Genomic DNA, 19,411 nt, shown 5'->3' with positions numbered 1-19,411 from the left:
GATGTGCTGTCAGCCCTCGAAGCGCACGTGGCGAAGCCACAAGTCTCGAGGGCTGACAGCAGACGCTTCGGGGGCCGAACCCCGCGCGCGCCAGCGCGCCAATAAACACAGCACCTTGGCGGTGGGGTCGCTCCGAATTTCAGAAGTACCAGGGAAAGGGGGACCAGTCGGGAGCCCGCTTTTCCAGGAACGAGTCGCGCCCCTCGATCGCCTCGTCGGTCATATAGGCCATCCGGGTGGCCTCACCCGCGAACAGTTGCTGCCCCACGAGTCCGTCGTCGGCCAGGTTGAAGGCGTATTTGAGCATCCGCTGGGCCTGCGGAGATTTGCCGTTGATCGCCTCTGCCCACTCCAGAGCGACGTTCTCCAGTTCCGCGTGGTCCACGACCGCGTTGACCGCGCCCATATGGTGCATCTCCTCGGCGGTGTAGGCGCGGCCGAGGAAGAAGATCTCGCGGGCGAATTTCTGGCCGACCATCTTCGCCAGGTAGGCGCTGCCGTACCCGCCGTCGAAACTGCCCACGTCGGCGTCGGTCTGTTTGAAGCGGGCGTGCTCGCGGCTGGCGAGGGTCAGATCGCATACCACGTGCAGGCTGTGCCCGCCGCCGGCCGCCCAGCCGTTCACCAGCGCGATCACCACCTTCGGCATGAATCGGATGAGCCGCTGGACCTCGAGGATGTGTAACCGCCCGGCGCGGGCCTTGTCGACCGTGTCCGCGGTATCACCGCTGGCGTACTGATAGCCGCTGCGGCCGCGGATGCGCTGGTCACCACCCGAGCAGAAGGCCCATCCGCCGTCCTTGGGGCTGGGGCCGTTGCCGGTGAGCAGGACGGCGCCGACATCGGCGGTCATCCGGGCGTGGTCGAGGACGGCGAAGAGTTCGTCGACCGTATGCGGGCGGAAGGCGTTACGTACCTCGGGCCGGTCGAACGCGATCCGGACGGTGCCCTGCTCGAGATGCCGGTGGTAGGTGATATCGGTCAGGTTCTCGAACCCGGCCACTTCGCGCCACAGCGTCGGATTGAACGTCATGAGGGTGATTACATCAGGGTGCGGTAGGGCCGTTGACTTCACCACATCTGAGCCGTTTTGTTTGGACGGCGTAAAACCCGGAGTTACGGTGCATAGATGAGCGAGCAGACCCAGCCGATCCTCGACGACAGTGCTGTCGACGAGGATCGGATCGCGCGTGAGCGGTCAGCGCCCGGAGGCGGCAGCGCAGTGTCACCACGGAGGGCGCCCGCTCCCGCGCCAGAAGAGTACGAACGGCACGGAGGGTTTCCCAAGATCACCCCGTCCGAGGTCGGCCCGGAATTCGGGGAATTCGTCGAGGCCATGCGGACGTTGCAGGACCTCGCTGTCTCCGCCGATGCCCCGGATTCGGTCTATCGCGCCGCGCGCGATCAGGTGAACGATCTGATCGCACTGCTCGGGCCCTACCGGGCTCCGGAACAGCAGGGCCCCGCCGGCCGGGCGGTCGAACTGCCCGGCCGCGGCAGTCTGCTCCTGCTGCCTTGGCGTACGGTCTCGGCCGGGCCCGACGGGATCGTGATGGAGGGCGTGTTCCGCCGCTTCCACCTCGGCGGGAACGCCGCCGCGCACGGCGGTGTGCTGCCGCTGCTGTTCGACGATCTCTTCGGGATGACCGTGCACTACGCGGGGCGCCCGATCAGCCGTACCGCCTTCCTGCATGTGAACTACCGCAAGGTGACTCCGCTGGACACTCCGCTGACGGTGCGCGGAAGGGTCGAGCGCACCGAGGGCCGCAAAACCTTCATCAGCGCCGAACTGCTCGACGAAGAGGGCACCGTTCTGGCCGACTGTGAAGGTTTGATGGTGCAACTGCTGCCCTGGCAGCCGTAACGAATCCCGCTCCGTGGGACCCGGTCACTTTTCCTTCCTGATTTGGTGGGGCCGGAGGTTTCGGGGTCCGCGCTCCAGGGGTAGTACCTGCTCGGAGGGTGGACTCCGGACCGGTCCTCGTTCCGTACCGGGTTGCGTGGCAACGCCGGTGGATCACCGTGGTCCCCGGTCCGGTGATGCGGGGCCGCGAAAACTCGTGCGGGTGATGCGTATAGTTGCGTTGCCCGTCCATACGAGTACTGATCCGGAGGATCCTTAAATTGGTTGCAGCACTGTCTGAATCACTGCTTGACGAGGCCACGCGCCCGGCCTTCCTTGCCGACGCCGTCCAGGTCCTGGATGCCGAGGTCTCCGATAAGGGTGGTGCGTCGGGTCTGGCCGTCAAGGGTGGGTACGCGGCGGTGAAGAAGATCAGCCCGTCCATCGTGCCCGACGCCCTGGAATCGCTGGCGCCCAAGCTGCTCGAGCAGCTCCAGCCCTATTGGGCCGAATTCCAGGCCGGTGGCAGCGGCACCTTCGGGGAGCTGCTCGCCGCCAAAGGTGATGAGGTCTCCGAGGCCCTGCTCACCGTCACCGACGCGCGTGCCGCGTCCTCCAGCCGCCCGGCCCTGCAGAAGGTGTACAACTCGATGCGTTCCTCGGCCAAGAAGAACGTCATCGAGGCGCTGCCCCGCGTCGGCGATCTGGTGCAGAAGCACGCCGGCTGACCGGTGTTCACCGAACGGTGATTCGGCCGCGCTTCCGCGCGGCACGTGGGGGCCTCGACGACGAGGTCCCCAACGGGGGTACTCATGGGGGGCTGTCGGCGGGAATTGCCGCGGGCGCACTGTTGTCGCAGGTCCCGCCGGTGAACGGGCGTACCCCACGCTGCCGCTGTGAGCAGGCCGACGCAGACGGGGAGGCCGTGGTCTGACAGGCTGGAGGCGTGAATCCGTCAACAGCGCAAGCGCGGGTGGTCGTCGACGAACTCGCCCGCGGCGGGGTGCGGGAAGTGGTGCTGTGCCCCGGCTCGCGCAACGCGCCGCTCGCGTTCGCCCTGCAGGCCGCCGACGCGGCGGGCAAGCTCCGGCTGCATATGCGGATCGACGAACGGACCGCCGGATTTCTCGCGATCGGCCTGGCCATCGCCTCGGGCGCCCCGGTGCCGGTGGTCATGACCTCGGGTACCGCGGTGGCCAACCTGGGGCCCGCGGTTCTGGAGGCGAACTACGCCCGGGTTCCGCTGATCGTGCTCAGCGCCAACCGTCCCTACGAAATGCTGGGTACGGGGGCGAATCAAACCGTCGAACAGCTGGGACTGTTCGGTAGTCAGGTCCGCGCGACCATCAGCCTCGGCCTCGCCGAAACGGAAGCCGCCACCGATTACCCCCGGCAGAACAGCGTATGGCGTTCTTCGGTGTGCCGGGTGCTGGCCGCCGCCCGCGGCACCCGTTCCGGCAACGCCGGTCCGGTCCATTTCGATATTCCGCTGCGGGAACCGCTGGTGCCGGATTCGCGGGCCAGCGAGCCGATACCGGCGGGACGCGAAGCCGACCGGCCCTGGACCGCCACCCAGTACGCCACCCTCGACGTTCCGCTCGATATCGATCTGACCCCGGATACCGTGGTCATCTCCGGGCACGGTGCGGGGCTGCGCCCCGAACTGGCGGCATTGCCGACGGTCGCCGAACCCACCGCGCCCGTGCACGGCCCGGCCCTGCATCCGCTGGCGCTACCGTTGCTGAAACCCCGGCAGGCCGTCATCACCGGCCGCCCGACTCTGCACCGCCAGGTGTCGAAGGTGCTGGCCGACCCCGAGGTCACGGTATACGCGCTGACCACCGGTCCGCGCTGGCCCGATGTCTCCGGCAATGTGGTCGGTACCGGCACCCGGGCGGTCACCACGGGGGAGCCGAGCCCGCAGTGGCTGGCCCGCTGCCATGAACTCGATCAGCGTGCCCGCACCGTGGTGCGCGAGGAACTGGCGGGTCATCCGAAGCCCACCGGTCTGCACGTGGCGGCGGTGATCATGGACGCCCTGCGCGAAGGTGACCAACTACTGCTGGGCGCCTCCAACCCGGTGCGCGATGCCGCACTGGTGTCCTCGGCCCGGCCCGGGGTCCGGGTGTTGTCCAACCGCGGGGTAGCCGGTATCGACGGAACAGTTTCCTCCGCGGTGGGGGCCGCCCTGCATCACTCGGGCCGCACGGTAGCGCTGATCGGTGACCTCACCTTCCTGCACGACGCGCCGGGCCTGCTCATCGGGCGCGGCGAACCGCGCCCCGACGATCTCACCATCGTGGTCGCCAACGACGACGGTGGTGGCATCTTCGAACTCCTCGAACAGGGCGATCCGCAATACGCCGGGGTTTTCGAGCGGGTGTTCGGCACTCCGCATGGGATGGACCTCTCGGCATTGTGCGCGGCCTACCGGATACCGCACCGGCAGGTCGGTCCGGCGGAACTCGCCGCCGAACTCGCGGTGCCCGCCAGCGGGTTCCGGGTGCTGGAGGTCCTCACCGACCGAGCAGGTCTGCGGGAACTGCACACGGCCATGCGCACCAGGATCAGACCCTAGTGTCCGGAACGGCCGCGGGCGGGCGATCCCGGAGGCGCGCAACCCAGGTGTCACTACCGTGGAGCCACAACGAGCGATGAGTTCGCCCGTCCCGTCTCGTCTCGATCTACAGCAGCCCCGGATCGAGGAGACCGCATGCCACCGGAATTCGACCTGTCGTCGGCGACCGACGCCCTGACGGCCGTCGTCGTCGCGATCAAGGACGATCAGCTCGACGCACCCACCCCCGCCGATATGCCAGTGCGCGCTCTGCTCGAGCATGTGGATGGGCTGGCCGAGGCGTTCCGGGCCGCGGCCACCAAGGAATCGGTGAGCAGATCGGTATCCCCGGAGTTCGGTTCCGGCGAGACGCTGGCACCCGACTGGCGCGCGGGGATCGCCGACCGGCTTCGCGCGCTGGCCGAGGCGTGGCGGGCACCGGCGGCCTGGGAAGGGGATACGGAAGCGGGTGGTGTCACCATGCCGGCGCCGGTGACGGCTCGGGTGGCGCTGGACGAACTCGTCATCCACGCCTGGGATCTGGCTCGCGCGACCCGTCAGGATCTGGTGGTGGACGAGACCGACCTGGCGGTGCTGACGGACTTCCTGAAGGACACCCCTGCCGAGGGCACACCCGGCCTGTTCGGGCCGATCGTCCCGATAGGACCGGGTGCGCCCCGGTTGCACCGGGTCCTCGGTTACACCGGCCGCGACCCATTCTGGTTCCCGGCCACCGTCTGAATCGGTTCGGCGGGGTCTTCGCCTCCACTGCGTACCTGTGCCCCGGCCTCGCACACTCGGCGGCTCGGCGGTGCCCGAAGTCGGTACAGGCGCGGTCGGGAGCGCGCGTAGGCTGGCGGCGTCATGGTGGCCCTTCTGCTCGCACTTGCCGGGTTCGCGTTCATCGATTCGCTCGATCTGCTGCTCGTCGGGGTCACCGCGGCGGTCGTGGTGGACAGCAGGCTCGGCCGGAGGTCCCCGCTGCCCGGCGGCCTGAGTTTCGTCGCGGGCGTTTTCGCGGTGACCACGGCCTTCGGGATACTCGCGGTGCTGGGAATCGATTTCCTCACCGACCTGGTGGATTTCGAGCTCACCCCGACCATCCGGGCCTGGGGTGAACTGGTTTTCGGGCTGGCGTTGATCGTGGTGGCCTGTCTGCCCGCGGGCGCCCGGGCCGAGCCGCCGCCCTGGACGGTGACGATCCGGCGTCGCCCCTGGTTACTCGGGGTCCTCGGCGTCGCGATCGGGTTGGCGCAGGCACCGACCGCGATTCCGTATCTGGCCGGGCTGGCGATGATCTCGGCCCGCGAGCCGCGTCCCACGTTGTGGCCGCTGATCATCGTCGTCTACTGCGCGCTGGCGTTGCTGCCGCCGGTACTGGTTCTCGTCCTCGCCACGCGGCGCACTCCGCGGGCGCAACGCGTCTACCGGACAGTGGTCACTGTGATCACCCGGTTCGGTCCCGCCTCGGTGCGCGTGGTGTTCGTCGTCCTGGGCGTTGTACTGCTTGCCGACGCGGTCGTCCACCACCGGCATCTCTGGTGAGCGCGGGGTAGGTCATCCCGCCTCCGCCCGGACGAAAACCCCGGCTTCGGCGGCTCGTACCGCGGCGTCCGCCGCGGTCTCCGCGGCACGGTCGTCGATCGGATCGCCGCTGGCCAGGAGCCGGTAGTACAGCGGGCCGGAGACTGCGGTGAGTACGGCCCGGGGGTCGGTGCCGGCGGGGATCTCGCCACGGGCCGCGGCGTCCGCGATACAGGGGGACCATTCGGCAAGTCGCACATCGTAGAACCGGCGCAGCGCTTCGGCGGCGGTGTCGTCGCAGGTAGCTGCCGCGATGACGGCCCGGAACAGGCGGCCCTGCCGGGGGTCGGCGAGGGCCTGGGCCACTGAATGCGCGTTGGCGGTGAGGTCGCCGCGCAATGAGCCGGTATCAGCGCGGGGCCGTGATTGCTCGGCCATATCGGAGAGGAGATCGGCGACGAGGCCGGTCGGGGTACGCCAGCGCCGGTAGACCGTGGTCTTGCCGACCTCGGCCCGCGCCGCGACTTCGGCGAGGTCGAGGTGGGCGAACCCGGCGTCGGCGAGCAGATCACCGGCGGCCCGCAAGACCGCGTCGCGGACGCGAGCGGTGCGTCCACCTGGGCGTACCGATCCGGGGAGAGCCGATTCGGCAGTCATAATGGAACTCCAGTTTCGTTTGTGAGCGATCCAGTGTAGATTGGCGGTTGTTAACGGAACTATAGACCCTTTAGGAGTCGTCATGGAGTATCGGCGGATGGGCGATTCGGGGCTGGTCGTACCGGCCCTGAGCTTCGGCGCGGGCACCTTCGGTGGCCGCGGGGAACTGTTCGGCGCCTGGGGTGATACCGATGTCGAGCAGGCCCGGCGCATGGTGGACATCAGTCTGGACGCGGGGGTGACCATGTTCGACACCGCCGACGTCTACTCCGACGGAGCCTCCGAGGAAGTGCTCGGCGCGGCGATCCACGGCCGGCGCGACCGGCTCCTGCTCTCCACGAAAGCGGGCCTGCCCACCGGTCCCGGGCCGTTCGACGCCGGATCGGGCCGCGCCCGGCTCATCGGCGCGGTCGAGGCCTCGTTGCGCCGGCTCGGCGTCGAGCACATCGACCTGTTCCAGCTGCACGCCTTCGACGCCCACACCCCGATCGAGGAGGTACTGCGCGCCCTCGACGATCTGGTCCGCGCGGGCAAGATCCGGTATCTGGGCGCCTCCAATTTCGCCGGCTGGCAGCTGATGAAATCACTGGCCGCCGCCGATCGTGGGGGCCTCACCCGCTACGTCGCGCACCAGGTCTACTACTCACTGGCCGGCCGCGACTACGAATGGGAGCTGATGCCGCTGGGCCTGGCGGAAGGGGTGGGTGCGGTGATCTGGAGCCCACTCGGGTGGGGCAGGCTCACCGGCAAGATCCGGCGTGGGCAGCCGCTGCCCGAGGGCAGCCGGCTGCACCGGACGGCGGAAGCCGGACCGCCGGTGGACGACGAGCACCTGTACACGGTGGTCGACGCGCTGGACGAGATCGCCGCCGAAACCGGCCGGACAGTACCGCAGATCGCACTCAACTGGCTGCTCACCCGCCCGACGGTCGCCACCGTGATCGTCGGCGCCCGTAACGAGGAGCAGTTGCGCCAGAATCTCGGCGCGGTCGGCTGGGAACTCACCCCCGACCAGCTCGCCAGGCTGGACAAGGCCAGCTCGCTGACCCCGCCGTACCCCTACTACCCGTATTACCGGCTGCCCGATTTCGCCCGGCTCAACCCGCCCGCCGCCTGAACCGCTCCCGGCTCGCGCCCGGGTGCCCATGCACCCGGGTCCCGGGGTCAGTAGACGTCGCGGACGTAGCGCTTCTCCGCGGTCAGCTGCTTCTTGAAGGCCAGCGCACCGTCCTCGTCGAGTTTGCCGTGGACGCGGGCGATCCGGAGCAAGGCGTCGTCCACATCCTTGGCCATCCGGGCGGCGTCGCCGCAGACGTAGAAATGTGCGCCGTCGCGCAGCCACGACCACAGCTCGGCGCCGTGCTCGACCATGCGGTGCTGGACGTAGATCCGCTCGCGCTGATCCCGGGAGAAGGCCAGATCGAGCCGGGACAGATGCCCGGACCGGAACATGTCCTCGAGTTCGGTGCGGTAGTAGAAGTTCTGGGCGGCGTGCTGGTCGCCGAAGAACAGCCAATTGCGCCCGGCCGCGCCGTGGGCCCGCCGCTCGTGCAGGAAAGCGCGGAAGGGAGCGATACCGGTGCCCGGACCGACCATGATCATCGGCACGGTGGGGTCCAGCGGTGGCCGGAAATGCGGGGCCCGCTGCAGGAAGACCGGCACCGTCGCGTCGGTGGCGCGGTCGGCGAGGAAGGTCGAGCACACGCCGCCGCGCCGGGCCGCCGAGCCCGCGGCCGCCGGATCGCCGTAGCGGACGATCCCGACGGTGAGCTCCACCCGATCCGGGTCCACCAGCGGACTGGACGAGATCGAATACTGGCGCGGCTGCAGCTTCTTCAGCACATCGAGCCATTCGACGAGGTCGGCCTGCACCGGGAAGTCCCGCAGCACATCGGCCGGCTGCCGGTCCCACAGGTATCCGGCCAGTTCGTTGCGATTGTCCCGGCGCAGCAGTTTCGCGAGCCGGTTGCTGGGGTTGTGTTCGGCCAGGAACTCCAGCAGGTCACGGGAGACCTTCGTGATGTCGTAGTGGGTGCGTAGTGCGCTGGTCAGGCTCATCTCCGTTGCGCCGGCCGTGACGGTCCGGTTGCCGTCCAGGCCGGTGGCCTCGAGCCATTCGCCCACCAGCGACGGACAGTTCACGGGCCATACGCCCAGCGAGTCACCGGCTTCGTAGCGGGCGTCCAGACCCCGGAGATCGAAGGTGAACCGCCGGACCTCTTTCGATGCCCCGGGGGTCGTGAGCAGTTCGTTGCTCAGCAGCGGCGCCGGTACCGGGGTCGCGCGGGTGAAGGGTGCGGGCGCCCGTTGTGTGCGGGCCGGCGCCGTGCGCTCCAGGACCGCGGTCGCGCCGGTGCGACCCGACGGGCGCGCGACCGCCGGGCTCGGACCCGGACCGCCGGGCCCGACCGATTCGCCGTCGCCGGTCGCGGCCGGTGCGGTGCTGCCCTCCGGCCCGGGCCCGCCGGGACCGGAATCCGACAGGGCCTCGACCACGGTATCCAGCCAGCCCGCCCCCGGCTCCTCGAAATCGGGCTCACAGTCGATCCGGGGCAGCAACCGGGTGGCGCCGCGGTCGGCGAACAGCGTGTCCAATTTACGGCCGTGGCCGCAGAAATCGTCGTAGGAGGAGTCGCCGAGGGCGAATACCGCGTAGCGCATCCCGGTCAGCCGTACCGAGCTCTGGTCGAGCCGGGTCCAGAAATCGCTGCCGTTGTCGGGCGGACCGCCGTCGCCGAAGGTACTGGTGATCACCAGTATGTTTCCGGTGAGCGCCGAGAGTTCGCAGGAGTCCATATCGATGAGTCGCGGCCGGAAACCGGCCTCGGACAGCCGTTGCGCCGCGCCCGCCGCGAAATCCTCGGCATTGCCGGTCTGAGATGCCCACAGCACGGTGACCACCGGTGCCTCCGCCGCTCCGCCGGTGGCCGGCTCGGCCGGCACACCACGCGAATACATCCCGGCCAGCAGCCCATCCACCCAGATCCGGCTCGGCGCCGAGAGCGGAGCCGATTCCGGCAGCACCGGCTGGCCCGATACCGGGAGGGAGTGCAGGGCGGCGAGATAACCGCCGAGGTAGATCCGTTCGGTTTCGCTGAGGGTCGGGGTGGCGGCGGTGTCCAGTCCGAGGATCGTGGCCAGCGGATGGGCGCCGGACACGGTTTCGCGGATCTCGATGGCGGGGGACTCCGGGGAGCGGGCCGGCGTCATCGGCGCCACCCGGCGCAGTGACACCGCGCACGCCTTGAATTCCGGTTGCAGCGAATCGGGGTCGACCGCGTCGTTGGTCACCGCGTTGATGGTCAGGTACTCACCCTGTTCGTCGTTCCAGTGGAAGGGTGCGAAGCAGTCTCCCGGGCGGACCCGATCGTTGATCCGGACCGGCAGCACCGCCCGCCCGCGACGCGAGGCGATTTCGAGCTGGTCGCCGGGCTCCAGGCCCAGCTCACGGGCATCGGCGGGATGGACCTCGACGAACGGCTCCCGGTTGAGCTTGTTCAGTTTGTCGATCCGACCGGTTTTGGTCATCGAATGCCACTGATGCTGCAGGCGGCCGGTGTTGAGCAGGAACGGATAGTCGTCGTCGGGCATCTCGGCCGGCGGCATATGCGGCCGCGGCCAGAACACCGCCCGCCGGCTCGCCGTGGCGAAGGCCAGCCGTGGCCGGTGACCGCCTGGGTCGGTGTGTTCGGTTTGACTCACTCCGTCGTTGAGGTAGCGGATCGGGTTGCGGCGCCGCGCCGGGTCCGGGCACGGCCACTGCATGGGACCTTCGCGCAGCCGGTCGTAACTCATCCCGCGCAGGTCGTAACCGGTGGCCGGATTCGCGAAACCGCGTATTTCCTCGAACACCTCGGCGCTGGAGGCGAAATCGAACCCGGGGAACCCCATAGCGGTCGCCACCTGGGCGATGAGCTGCCAGTCCGGTCGCGCCGCACCGGCCGGGTCGATCGAACGCTGCTGCAGGGTGACGGTGCGTTCGGAGTTGACCATGGCCGCGTCGGCCTCCGCCCAGAGAGTGGCCGGCAGCAGGAGATCGGCGTAGGTGTTGGTCGCGGTGTCGGTGTAGGCGTCCTGGGCGATCACCAGTTCGGCGGCCTCCAGTCCGGCGATCACCGTTTTGCGATTGGCCACGGTGGCCACCGGATTGGTGCAGATGATCCATGCGGCCTTGATGGTGCCCGCGGACAGTCGCCGGAACATCTCCACCGTCCCGGGACCCGCTTCGGTCCGCAGCGAACCCGGGGGCAGATCCCACGCGGTCTCCACGAAGGTGCGGTCCGCGGGCGAGAGCACGCTGCGCTGGCCGGGCAGGCCCGGTCCCATATAGCCCATCTCCCTGCCGCCCATGGCATTCGGCTGCCCGGTGAGGGAGAAGGGGCCGCTGCCCGGACGGCAGATCGCTCCGGTGGCCAGATGCAGATTGCAGAGCGCGTTGGTGTTCCAGGTGCCGTGCGTGGACTGGTTGAGCCCCATCGTCCACAGGCTCATCCATTCACCCGCCGCGCCGATCCACTGTGCGGCCGTGCGGATATCGTCCTCCGCCAGACCCGTCAGCGCGGCCACCCGGTCCGGCGGGTAGTCGGTGAGGAACTCCGGCATACCGTCCCAGCCCTCGGTGTGCGCGGCGATGAACTCGCGGTCGATATCCCCGCTCTCGACCAGCAGATGCAACAGGCCGTTCAGCAGGGCGAGATCTGTGCCGGGGGCGATCTGGAGGAAGAGGTCGGCACGCGCGGCGGTTTCGGTGCGGCGTGGATCCACCACGATCAGTTTCGCGCCCGACTTGAGCCGATCGGCCATGCGCAGGAAGAGGATGGGATGGCAGTCGGCCATATTGGCGCCGATGACGAAGAACAGGTCGGCGTGCTCGAAATCTTCGTAGGACCCGGGTGGCCCGTCGGCGCCCAGTGATTGTTTGTACCCGGTCCCCGCGCTGGCCATGCACAGCCGTGAGTTGGCCTCCATATGGATGGTCCGCAGATAACCCTTGGCGAGTTTGGTGGCCAGGTACTGCGCCTCCAGCGACATCTGGCCGGAGACATAGAGCGCGATCGCGTCCGGTCCGTGTTCGTCCAGGATCCGGCGCAGCCGCGCCGCGGCCTCGGTGACCGCGTCGTCCACCCCGACCGGCTGCGGTTCGACGCCGCGCTCAGCCCGCAGGTAGGCGGTCGTCATCCGGCCGGTGGTCCGGGTGAGTTCCAGGTGCGTGGCGCCCTTGGTGCACAACCGCCCGGCGTTGGCCGGGTGCAGTTTGTCGCCGCTGACCTTCGCGATCACCGGGGCGCCGGTCGCATCCGCCCGCGTGGTCACTTCGATTCCGCAGCCGACGCCGCAGTACGAGCATGCCGTCCTGGTGGTGCCCGGCCGGTCGCGGTGCCGATCGGGCAGAGGCGCGGGCGCCGCGGGGTGACGCTGCGCTACCGCCTCGGGGCCTGACTCGCCCGTGCCGTGTCGATCGGGCACGTGCGAGGGCCCTGCGGGGTGACGCTGCGCTACCGCCTCGGGGCCTGACTCGCCCGTGCCGTGTCGATCGGGCACGTGCGAGGGCCCTGCGTGGTGACGCTGCGCTACCGCCTCCGGGCCTGACTCGCCCGTGCCGTATCCCTCGGACATGGTTCCGATGGTGCCCGCGGCCCGTTTCCCCGGGTTTTCCCGATGTTAGGGGGCGATGACATTCCTCTTCACCGGCGAAATTCACAGCGGTGAGGAAAATGAACGCGCCCCCGGCGCGGGATCAGCCGCCGAGCTTGTACCCCCGGTGCAGCGCGACCACGCCGCCGGTCAGATTCCGCCATTTCACCCCGGACCAGCCGGCATCGGTGACCCGGCGGCCCAGCTGCCGCTGATTCGGCCAGGCGCGGATGGATTCGGCCAGGTAGACGTAGGCGTCCGGATTGCTGCTCACGGCACGGGCGACCCGCGGCAGCGCCTTCATCAGGTACTCCATATAGACGGTTTTGAACACCGGGATCACCGGTGTGGAGAACTCACAGATCACCATCCGGCCGCCGGGTTTGGTGACCCGCAGCATCTCGCGCATCGCGAGATCGATATCGGCTACGTTGCGCAGGCCGAAGGAGATGGTCACCGCGTCGAAGGAGTTGTCGGCGAACGGCAGCGCCATCGCGTCCCCGGTGACCATCGGTACCTTCCGGAACCGGCCGGCCGCCAGCATCCCCTGGGAGAAATCGGCGGCCACGCACCAGGCCCCGGATTTGCGCAGTTCGACGGTGGAGACCCCGGTTCCGGCGGCCAGATCCAGGATCCGCTCACCCGGGCGCGGGTCGATCGCCTTACGCGTGAGCCAGCGCCAATAGCGGTCCTGACCTGCCGATATCACGGTGTTGGTCAGGTCGTATCGCCGCGCCACCCCGTCGAACATCGACGCGACCTCATGCGGCTGCTTGTCCAGCGAGGCCCGGACCGATTGCGTTTTCACCACAGCCCCGACCCTAATGGGCGCCGGTGTCACGAGCGCATCGGCGACCCGCGCCGGGAGTGGTCCGGGACCACTTTCAGGCCGAACGCGGTAACCGGTGGTCGGTACCGATCGCCTCGGCGTAATGGCCCATGAGTTCGGTGCATACGGCCGGCCAGGTGCGGTGCAGGACCGATTTGCGGGCCGCGGCGGCGAACCGGGCCCGCAGCGCGGGCTCGCGTAATGCCGCGACGGTGCTCGGCAGCAGTTCGGTGAATTCCGGCACCGGCAGCAGGTAGCCGTTGCGGCAGTGCGCGATCAGGTCGCGGGGCCCGCCCGCGTCCGGCCCGATGACCGGGACCCCGCAGGCCAGCGCCTCCTGGACGCCCTGGCAGAAGGTCTCGTGCTCGCCCGGATGCACCATCACATCGAGGCTCGCGTAGGCCTGGGCCAGTTCGTCACCGCCGAGTTCGCCGGTGAAGACCGCACCCGGCAGGGCGGCGGTGAGCTTCGCGCGTTCCGGTCCGTCGCCCACGATCACCAGCCGGATCGACGGATCCGCGGCCAGTACCGCGAGCCGGTCCACATGCTTCTCGGGCGCCAGCCGCCCCACGAAGCCGACGACCAGCTTGTCGTCCGCCCCCGCCCACCGCGCGCGCAGTTCGGGGCGCCGGGCGCCGGGGGTGAAGCGCACGGTGTCGACGCCGCGACCCCACCGATGCACCCGGGGAATTCCGTGCCGGGCGAGATCCGCGGCCGCCGCGGTCGAAGGCGCGAGTGTCCGCACGGCTCCCTCGTGGATCCGCCGGGTCCAGCCCCAGGCCGCCCGGGTCGCCAGGCCGAGCCCATAGCTCTTGGCGAAACCGGCCACATCGGTCTGATACACGGCTACCGCGGGCAGATCCAGCCGCAGCGCGGCCGCCAGGCCTCCGGCGCCCAGCAGGAAGGGAGAGGCCAGATGCACCACGTCGGCGTCGAACGCGTTCAGGGCCCTGACCATGCCGGGTTGCGGCAACCCCACCGGCAGCGAGCTGATCTTCGGCACCATCACCGCCGGCACCCGGTACACCGGGAATCTGCCCTGCTGCCGGGGCGCGGGCGGCTGTCCGCGCAACGAATCGGGCGCGATGACCAGGGCGTCGTGTCCGTGCTGGTCCAGATGGTCCAGTACCCGGAGCACCGAGTTCACGACACCGTTCATATTCGGAAGAAATGATTCCGCGACGATGGCTACCCGCACACGGTCAGTGTGCGGGGTCCGACGGCCCCGGCGTGCGTCGGCGATATGACACCGGATCGAAGATCGGGCGAACACTCATCGAACCGGATTCGGCGCGGAGCAGCAGCCACAACGTGGGCAGGGTCAGTGCCCAGATGGTGGCCAGCACCGATAACGCCGGCGGTATCGCGACCCGCACATCCCGGCCGGCGACTCGCACCAGATCGGGGTCGGCGCGGTTGTATTCGACATTGATCCGCTCACCGGCGGTGAGATTGGTGGGGTAGAGGACACCGACCTTGGGATTGTGGGTCACCCCATCAGGAGTGACATACATCACGGCGGATCGCAGGCGTCCGGCGGACAGCACTTCACCGGTGGTCTCGCCCTTATCCGATTCGATCAGGTAGTCGTTGCGCCATGCGGCCAGGACCAGCAGCATCGTCAGGACGCTCAGCGAGACGGCGGCGATCAGCACCCCGACCCGCACCTTTCGCAGCCGCTCGGCCCGGGCGGTGCGACCGGCCGGCGGCGCCGCGGGGACCGGGTCGGGATCCGGGGCCGAGCGCGCCTCCGGTAGCCGGGCCGGACCGTGCGGCTCGGCGACCTCTGCCTGATCGGGCACGCTAGCTCCTCGGAATTCCTGGTCGGCGGGTGCGCGCGCGGGGCCGCCGTACGATATGGCCGATCCGTCGCGCGCGGTCGAGTCCGGGTGCGCCGTCCGACCGGCGGACCCAGGAGCTTCCCGGATGGCCGCGGACCGGGGTCGGGCGGCCGGTTCACGGCACGGCAACAGGCTATCCGGGTCGGCTAGGGTGGGCGCTCATGGCCCGAAAATTCGGCTTCACTCTCTCCTATCCGATCCCGGTGGCCGAGCTCCACGCGGCGCTGACCGGGGAAGAACTGTGGCGCGATCGTTTCGCCGGCGCGAAGACGGCCACCCTGGATCTGTCGCATCCCGGTGGCCCGGGGACCATCAGAATCGCGATGAGCGAGACGATCCGCCCGGATAAGATCCCGGGCATCGTGCGCAAGGTGCTCAAGAGCGATCTGGTCGTCACCCGGGTGGACAACTGGCAGCCGCTGACCGGCGATACCGCGGAGGGCACCTTCGAGGGCACCTCGTCGGCGATCTCCTCGCAGATGACCGGAACCTTCAGGCTGTGGCCCTCCGCGGAGGGTTCGGAACTGGAAATATCCGGTTCGGTCAAGGTCAAGGTCCCGCTGGTCGGCGGCGCGATCGAACCGCTCGCCGAGCAGTTGCAGCGGCGTGTGGTCGAAAGCGAACGCAAATTCATCGTCAACTGGTTCGAGGAACGCGCCAACGCCTGACGTCCGCATCCCCGGGGCCGGGCACCGCCGCGGCCCCGGGACAACCGCGCGGCAGCCGTCCCGCCGCCGGCCGGCTCACAACTCCGAGCAGGGCTCCTCCATCGGAGCCGCCGGATCGAATTCCTTCGGCTCGACCAGCACCAGCCAGTTTCCCGAATTGTCCCGGAACACCGTCTCCACGCCGTACGGGCGCTCGGCGGGCGGCTGCACGAACTCCACGCCCTTGGCGGTGAGTTCCGCGTAGGCCTTCCGGCAGTCCTGGGTGGTCAGCCCGAGCGAGCCGTGGCTGCCCCCGGCCAGTGACCGGCGGATCGCCTCGGCCATATCCGCGTCCAGCGGCGGTCCCGGCAGCATCAGGGTCACCTCCAGCTCGCGATGATCCGGATGGGCCACGGTGACCCACCGGAACCCGTTGTCACCCATCGTGATATCGGCGGTTTCCACGAAACCCAGGACGTCCACATACCAGTTCTTGGCCGCCGTCTGATCGGTCACATAGACCGTGACCAGCGAAATGTTCGTGATGATCGGAGTCATACCCCGACCCTATGGGCGCGCCGCGCCGCCCGGCTTCTCCGAAATTGCGGTGTCGGGCCGGCGGTCGGACAACCCGTGCATGAAGATGTAGCAGCCGGGGATCCGCGGGGCGCCGTCGGCGAATTTCGCCTGGTATTCCGACGGCGAGACCCCGACGAGGTCGGTGAATTTCCGGGAGAAAGAACCCAGGCTCGTATAGCCGACCAGCAGGCACACCTCGGTCACCGTGGTGTTCGTCGCGCGCAGCAGGTCCTGGGCGCGCTCGATCCGCCGCTGCGCCAGATACACCGCGGGAGTCCTGCCGTAGGTCGCCGCGAAACAGCGCAGAAAATGGTACTTCGATACACCCGCGGCCGCGGCCATCCCGTCGAGATCCAGCGGCCGGGCGTATTCACGGTCGATGAAATCCCGCGACCGCCGCAGATGCGGAAGCAGATCCTCGGGAACCGGACGGCCGGTCATGGCTGCATCGCGTCGCCCGCTAACCGAACGGCGCGAGTTCGTCGAAACGCATCGAGGCCCGGCCCGCCGTACGCCAGGCGCGGGCGGTGAGATCCAGGTCCTCGTCGGTGACGAGATTACCCATCACCCGGACGGCGGTGCGCTGCAGCAATTTCGACCGCATCACCGGCGGCCCGCCGATCGGCACCATCCGCGGATGGGTGGCCAGGCCGGCGATCCGCCGCGCCACCGAATAGGTGCGGCCGTACCTGGTGCGCAACAGATCCGGCCACACCCGCGTCAGATCGGGTTCGTCGAGCAGTTCGGCGAGCATATGACCGCCCTCCAGCCCGTAGTCGATGCCTTCGCCGTTCAGCGGGTTCACACATCCCGCCGCGTCCCCGACCAGAGCCCAGTTGCGTCCGGAGATCCCGGTGACCGCTCCGCCCATCGGCAGCAGCGCCGACGACACCGCCCGTACCGACCCGGTCAGCTCCCATTCCGACCGGCGCAATTCGGTGTAGTGCTCCAGCAGCGGTTTCAACGCGATATGGGAGGGCCGACGCTCCGTGGCCAGCGAACCGACTCCGATATTGACCTCGCCGTTGGCCAGCGGGAACACCCAGCCGTAACCGGGCACCAGCTCGTCGTCGGCATTGCGCAACTCCAGATGGGAGGTGATCCACTGATCGTCACTGCGCCCGGAGGCGATATACGCCCGGGCCGCCACCCCGTACGCGTACCGGCGATGCCACACCCGGCCCAGCTGTTTGCCGATCGGGGAGCGGACCCCGTCGGCCACGATCAAAGTGTCGCAGCCGATATCGCGGACGGCCTCGCCCGTGCGCACCGACACCCCGGTGACCCGGTCGCCGTCGCGGGAGACCTCGATCACTTTCGCACCGTCGAACATCCGGGCACCGGATTTCACCGCGGTTTCGCGCAGTTTGTCGTCCAGTTCGGTGCGGGGAATCGCACTGCCGTAGGTCGGGAAGGAACCGCCCGGCCAGGGCAGCAGTGCCTCCCGGCCGAAGCCGGTCATCCGTAGACCGTGATTGACGGTATGCGCGCGCACCCATTCGCCCAGGCCCAGATGCTCCAGTTCGGCCGTGGCGCGCGGGGTCAGACCGTCGCCGCAGGTCTTATCCCGTGGGAACACCGCGGAATCCAGCAGCAGCACATCGCGGCCCCCACGCGCGGCCCAGGCCGCGGCTGCCGAACCCGCCGGTCCCGCGCCCACCACCAGCACTTCCGCCCGCGCGGGCAGCGCATCGGAGAAGCTGTCGGCTGGTGTGGCTCCGGGTGCACCCATGCGGTCAATAGTTACAGGCCGCCGACATCGATGTCGATGGCGGTACGGTGCCACCATGAGCGAGTCGGATACGGAGGCGGCGGGGCGACACTTTCGCCCGCGCTTCGGTATGCCGACCGGTCGCGGATCTCGTTCATGCGCAGTCGCAACAGCATGAGTGAGTCGGTCCCGGAGACGCCGGGGCGATGTCTTCGCCCGCGCTTCGGTCTCCGCGTCCGGGTGTCGACCGGTCGCCGGTCTTGTTCATGCGCAGTCAATAGAGTGATGGTGTTCATGGGCGCTGTGACGTGAACACGCTAGGTTCATCACCGTGGGGTCGGACGCGTCCTTGGGAGAAGGTATGAGCACATCTGCTGTGAGCGAAGCGGGCACGGTGGTGGCGGGGGTGGACCTCGGAGACGCCGCCCTCGCGGCGACCGTACGGGGCGGACTCGATCAGGTGGAGAAGCTACTGGTCGACGAGTTGTCCGACGGTGCGTCGTTCCTGCAGGAAGCCGCACTGCACCTGGCCAAGGCCGGGGGTAAGCGGTTCCGGCCGCTGTTCACCATCCTGACCGGTCAGCTCGGTCCCCGCCCCGGTGATCCGGATCTGATCACCGCCGGAACCGTTGTCGAACTCGTCCACCTGGCCACCCTCTACCACGACGACGTCATGGACGAGGCCACCATGCGCCGCGGCGCGGCCAGTGTGAACGCACGCTGGGGTAACAGCGTCGCCATCCTCGCCGGCGACTACCTGTTCGCCCACGCCTCCCGGCTCACCTCCACCCTCGGCCCCGACGCCGTGCGGATCATTGCCGAAACCTTCGCCGAACTGGTCACCGGCCAGATGCGCGAAACCATGGGCGCCCGGGAATCCGCCGATCCCATCGCCCACTACCTGAAGGTCGTCTGGGAGAAGACGGGGTCGCTCATCGCCGCCTCCGGCCGGTTCGGGGGCACGTTCTCCGGCGCCGGCGACGAGCACGTCGAACGACTGGCCCGGCTCGGTGACGTGGTGGGTACGGCATTCCAGATCTCCGACGACATCATCGATATCTCGTCGGTTTCCGCCCAGTCCGGCAAGACGCCGGGCACGGATCTGCGCGAGGGCGTCCATACGCTCCCCGTCCTCTACGCACTCCGCGAAGAGGGCCCGGTGGGCGACCGGCTGCGTGTGCTGCTCGACCACCCCCTGGAATCCGATGCCGAAGTGACCGAGGCCCTGGAACTGCTCGGCCGGTCGGCCGGTATGGCCCAGGCCAAGGAGAAACTCCAGGAGTACGCCGATATCGCCCACACGGAACTCGCGGCCCTGCCCCCGGGCCCCGCGAACGACGCCCTCGTGCGCCTGGTGCAGTACACGATCGAGCGAGTCGGCTGAGTTTTCGGCGCAGACCCTCCGTGAAGGAAGGGTTCAGATCGACCTCTTCGTGAAGGGTGGGGGAGGTGGGTTGAAGCGACCCCACCGCGAAGGAAGGGTTCGGATCGACCCCTCCGCCAAGGGTCGGGCTGTGATTTTGGAGCGGCTCCGCCGCTCGAGGGTGGGGCCCTATTAACCCGGTTCTTCACTCCCGCCGGTCGGTCGC

The 19,411-nt window shown here is 68.9% G+C and carries 17 protein-coding genes; 8 read left to right on the top strand and 9 right to left on the bottom strand.

Features of this window, described 5'->3' with window-relative positions; translation table 11 throughout:
* Positions 1-139 precede the first annotated feature (139 nt).
* Positions 140-1,033 carry a 1,4-dihydroxy-2-naphthoyl-CoA synthase gene (locus AB0F41_RS29375; RefSeq protein WP_357429437.1) on the bottom strand — a complete coding sequence of 298 codons (894 nt, stop codon included), beginning with the start codon at positions 1,031-1,033 and terminating at the stop codon, positions 140-142.
* Between the two features lie 96 nt (positions 1,034-1,129).
* Between AB0F41_RS29375 and AB0F41_RS29370 the strand changes: the two genes are divergently transcribed.
* From AB0F41_RS29370 to AB0F41_RS29350, 5 genes are all read left to right on the top strand, one after another.
* Positions 1,130-1,864 (top strand): PaaI family thioesterase, encoded by a 735-nt coding sequence (locus tag AB0F41_RS29370; RefSeq protein WP_357429435.1) that lies wholly within the window; start codon positions 1,130-1,132, stop codon positions 1,862-1,864.
* 260 nt (positions 1,865-2,124) lie between these two features.
* Positions 2,125-2,571 carry a hypothetical protein gene (locus AB0F41_RS29365; protein WP_357429434.1) on the top strand — a complete coding sequence of 149 codons (447 nt, stop codon included), beginning with the start codon at positions 2,125-2,127 and terminating at the stop codon, positions 2,569-2,571.
* A 218-nt stretch (positions 2,572-2,789) separates the two neighbouring features.
* Positions 2,790-4,421, top strand: a complete 1,632-nt coding sequence (gene menD / locus AB0F41_RS29360; RefSeq protein WP_357429432.1) for a 2-succinyl-5-enolpyruvyl-6-hydroxy-3-cyclohexene-1-carboxylic-acid synthase — start codon at positions 2,790-2,792, stop codon at positions 4,419-4,421.
* A gap of 135 nt (positions 4,422-4,556) precedes the next feature.
* Positions 4,557-5,141, top strand: a complete 585-nt coding sequence (locus tag AB0F41_RS29355; protein ID WP_357429430.1) for a TIGR03086 family metal-binding protein — start codon at positions 4,557-4,559, stop codon at positions 5,139-5,141.
* Positions 5,142-5,264: 123 nt separating this feature from the next.
* Positions 5,265-5,945 carry a GAP family protein gene (locus AB0F41_RS29350; protein WP_357429429.1) on the top strand — a complete coding sequence of 227 codons (681 nt, stop codon included), beginning with the start codon at positions 5,265-5,267 and terminating at the stop codon, positions 5,943-5,945.
* A 12-nt stretch (positions 5,946-5,957) separates the two neighbouring features.
* Here AB0F41_RS29350 and AB0F41_RS29345 read toward each other — a convergent pair whose 3' ends face one another.
* Entirely contained in the window at positions 5,958-6,581 is a 624-nt protein-coding gene (locus AB0F41_RS29345) for a TetR/AcrR family transcriptional regulator C-terminal ligand-binding domain-containing protein (RefSeq protein WP_357429427.1), read from the bottom strand.
* A gap of 82 nt (positions 6,582-6,663) precedes the next feature.
* Between AB0F41_RS29345 and AB0F41_RS29340 the strand changes: the two genes are divergently transcribed.
* Positions 6,664-7,698 (top strand): aldo/keto reductase, encoded by a 1,035-nt coding sequence (locus tag AB0F41_RS29340; RefSeq protein ID WP_357429425.1) that lies wholly within the window; start codon positions 6,664-6,666, stop codon positions 7,696-7,698.
* A gap of 47 nt (positions 7,699-7,745) precedes the next feature.
* Here the strand turns inward: AB0F41_RS29340 and AB0F41_RS29335 are convergent, their stop codons facing one another.
* From AB0F41_RS29335 to AB0F41_RS29320, 4 genes are all read right to left on the bottom strand, one after another.
* The gene (locus AB0F41_RS29335) at positions 7,746-11,972 is read right to left on the bottom strand and encodes a bifunctional nitrate reductase/sulfite reductase flavoprotein subunit alpha (protein WP_357429443.1); all 4,227 of its coding nucleotides are present in this window, start codon (positions 11,970-11,972) and stop codon (positions 7,746-7,748) included.
* A gap of 346 nt (positions 11,973-12,318) precedes the next feature.
* Positions 12,319-13,026, bottom strand: a complete 708-nt coding sequence (locus tag AB0F41_RS29330) for a demethylmenaquinone methyltransferase (protein WP_357429423.1) — start codon at positions 13,024-13,026, stop codon at positions 12,319-12,321.
* Between the two features lie 73 nt (positions 13,027-13,099).
* The gene (locus AB0F41_RS29325) at positions 13,100-14,242 is read right to left on the bottom strand and encodes a glycosyltransferase family 1 protein (protein ID WP_357429421.1); all 1,143 of its coding nucleotides are present in this window, start codon (positions 14,240-14,242) and stop codon (positions 13,100-13,102) included.
* Positions 14,243-14,246: 4 nt separating this feature from the next.
* Positions 14,247-14,720, bottom strand: a complete 474-nt coding sequence (locus AB0F41_RS29320; RefSeq protein WP_357429441.1) for a DUF3592 domain-containing protein — start codon at positions 14,718-14,720, stop codon at positions 14,247-14,249.
* A gap of 326 nt (positions 14,721-15,046) precedes the next feature.
* On the opposite strand from AB0F41_RS29320, the gene AB0F41_RS29315 reads away from it, so the two are divergent.
* Entirely contained in the window at positions 15,047-15,553 is a 507-nt protein-coding gene (locus AB0F41_RS29315; protein WP_357429419.1) for a DUF2505 domain-containing protein, read from the top strand.
* A gap of 75 nt (positions 15,554-15,628) precedes the next feature.
* Here the strand turns inward: AB0F41_RS29315 and AB0F41_RS29310 are convergent, their stop codons facing one another.
* Genes AB0F41_RS29310 through AB0F41_RS29300 form a run of 3 tightly spaced genes read right to left on the bottom strand, consistent with a single transcriptional unit; the run spans position 15,629 to position 17,843 of the window.
* On the bottom strand, positions 15,629-16,081 hold the full coding sequence (locus AB0F41_RS29310) for a VOC family protein (protein WP_357429439.1): 453 nt from the start codon (positions 16,079-16,081) through the stop codon (positions 15,629-15,631).
* Positions 16,082-16,099: 18 nt separating this feature from the next.
* Positions 16,100-16,552, bottom strand: coding sequence for an AraC family transcriptional regulator (locus tag AB0F41_RS29305; RefSeq protein ID WP_357429417.1), 453 nt, complete (start codon positions 16,550-16,552; stop codon positions 16,100-16,102).
* 19 nt (positions 16,553-16,571) lie between these two features.
* Positions 16,572-17,843, bottom strand: coding sequence for a geranylgeranyl reductase family protein (locus AB0F41_RS29300; protein WP_357429415.1), 1,272 nt, complete (start codon positions 17,841-17,843; stop codon positions 16,572-16,574).
* Positions 17,844-18,183: 340 nt separating this feature from the next.
* Here AB0F41_RS29300 and AB0F41_RS29295 point away from each other — a divergent pair, with 340 nt between their 5' ends.
* A complete protein-coding gene (locus AB0F41_RS29295) occupies positions 18,184-19,206 on the top strand; it encodes a polyprenyl synthetase family protein (RefSeq protein ID WP_357429413.1) in 1,023 nt (340 codons plus the stop codon).
* The last annotated feature ends 205 nt before the right edge of the window (positions 19,207-19,411 follow it).

It is taken from the genome of Nocardia sp. NPDC024068, from assembly GCF_040638875.1.
Lineage (GTDB): Bacteria > Actinomycetota > Actinomycetes > Mycobacteriales > Mycobacteriaceae > Nocardia.
This window is presented reverse-complemented; position numbering and strand designations above follow the sequence as displayed.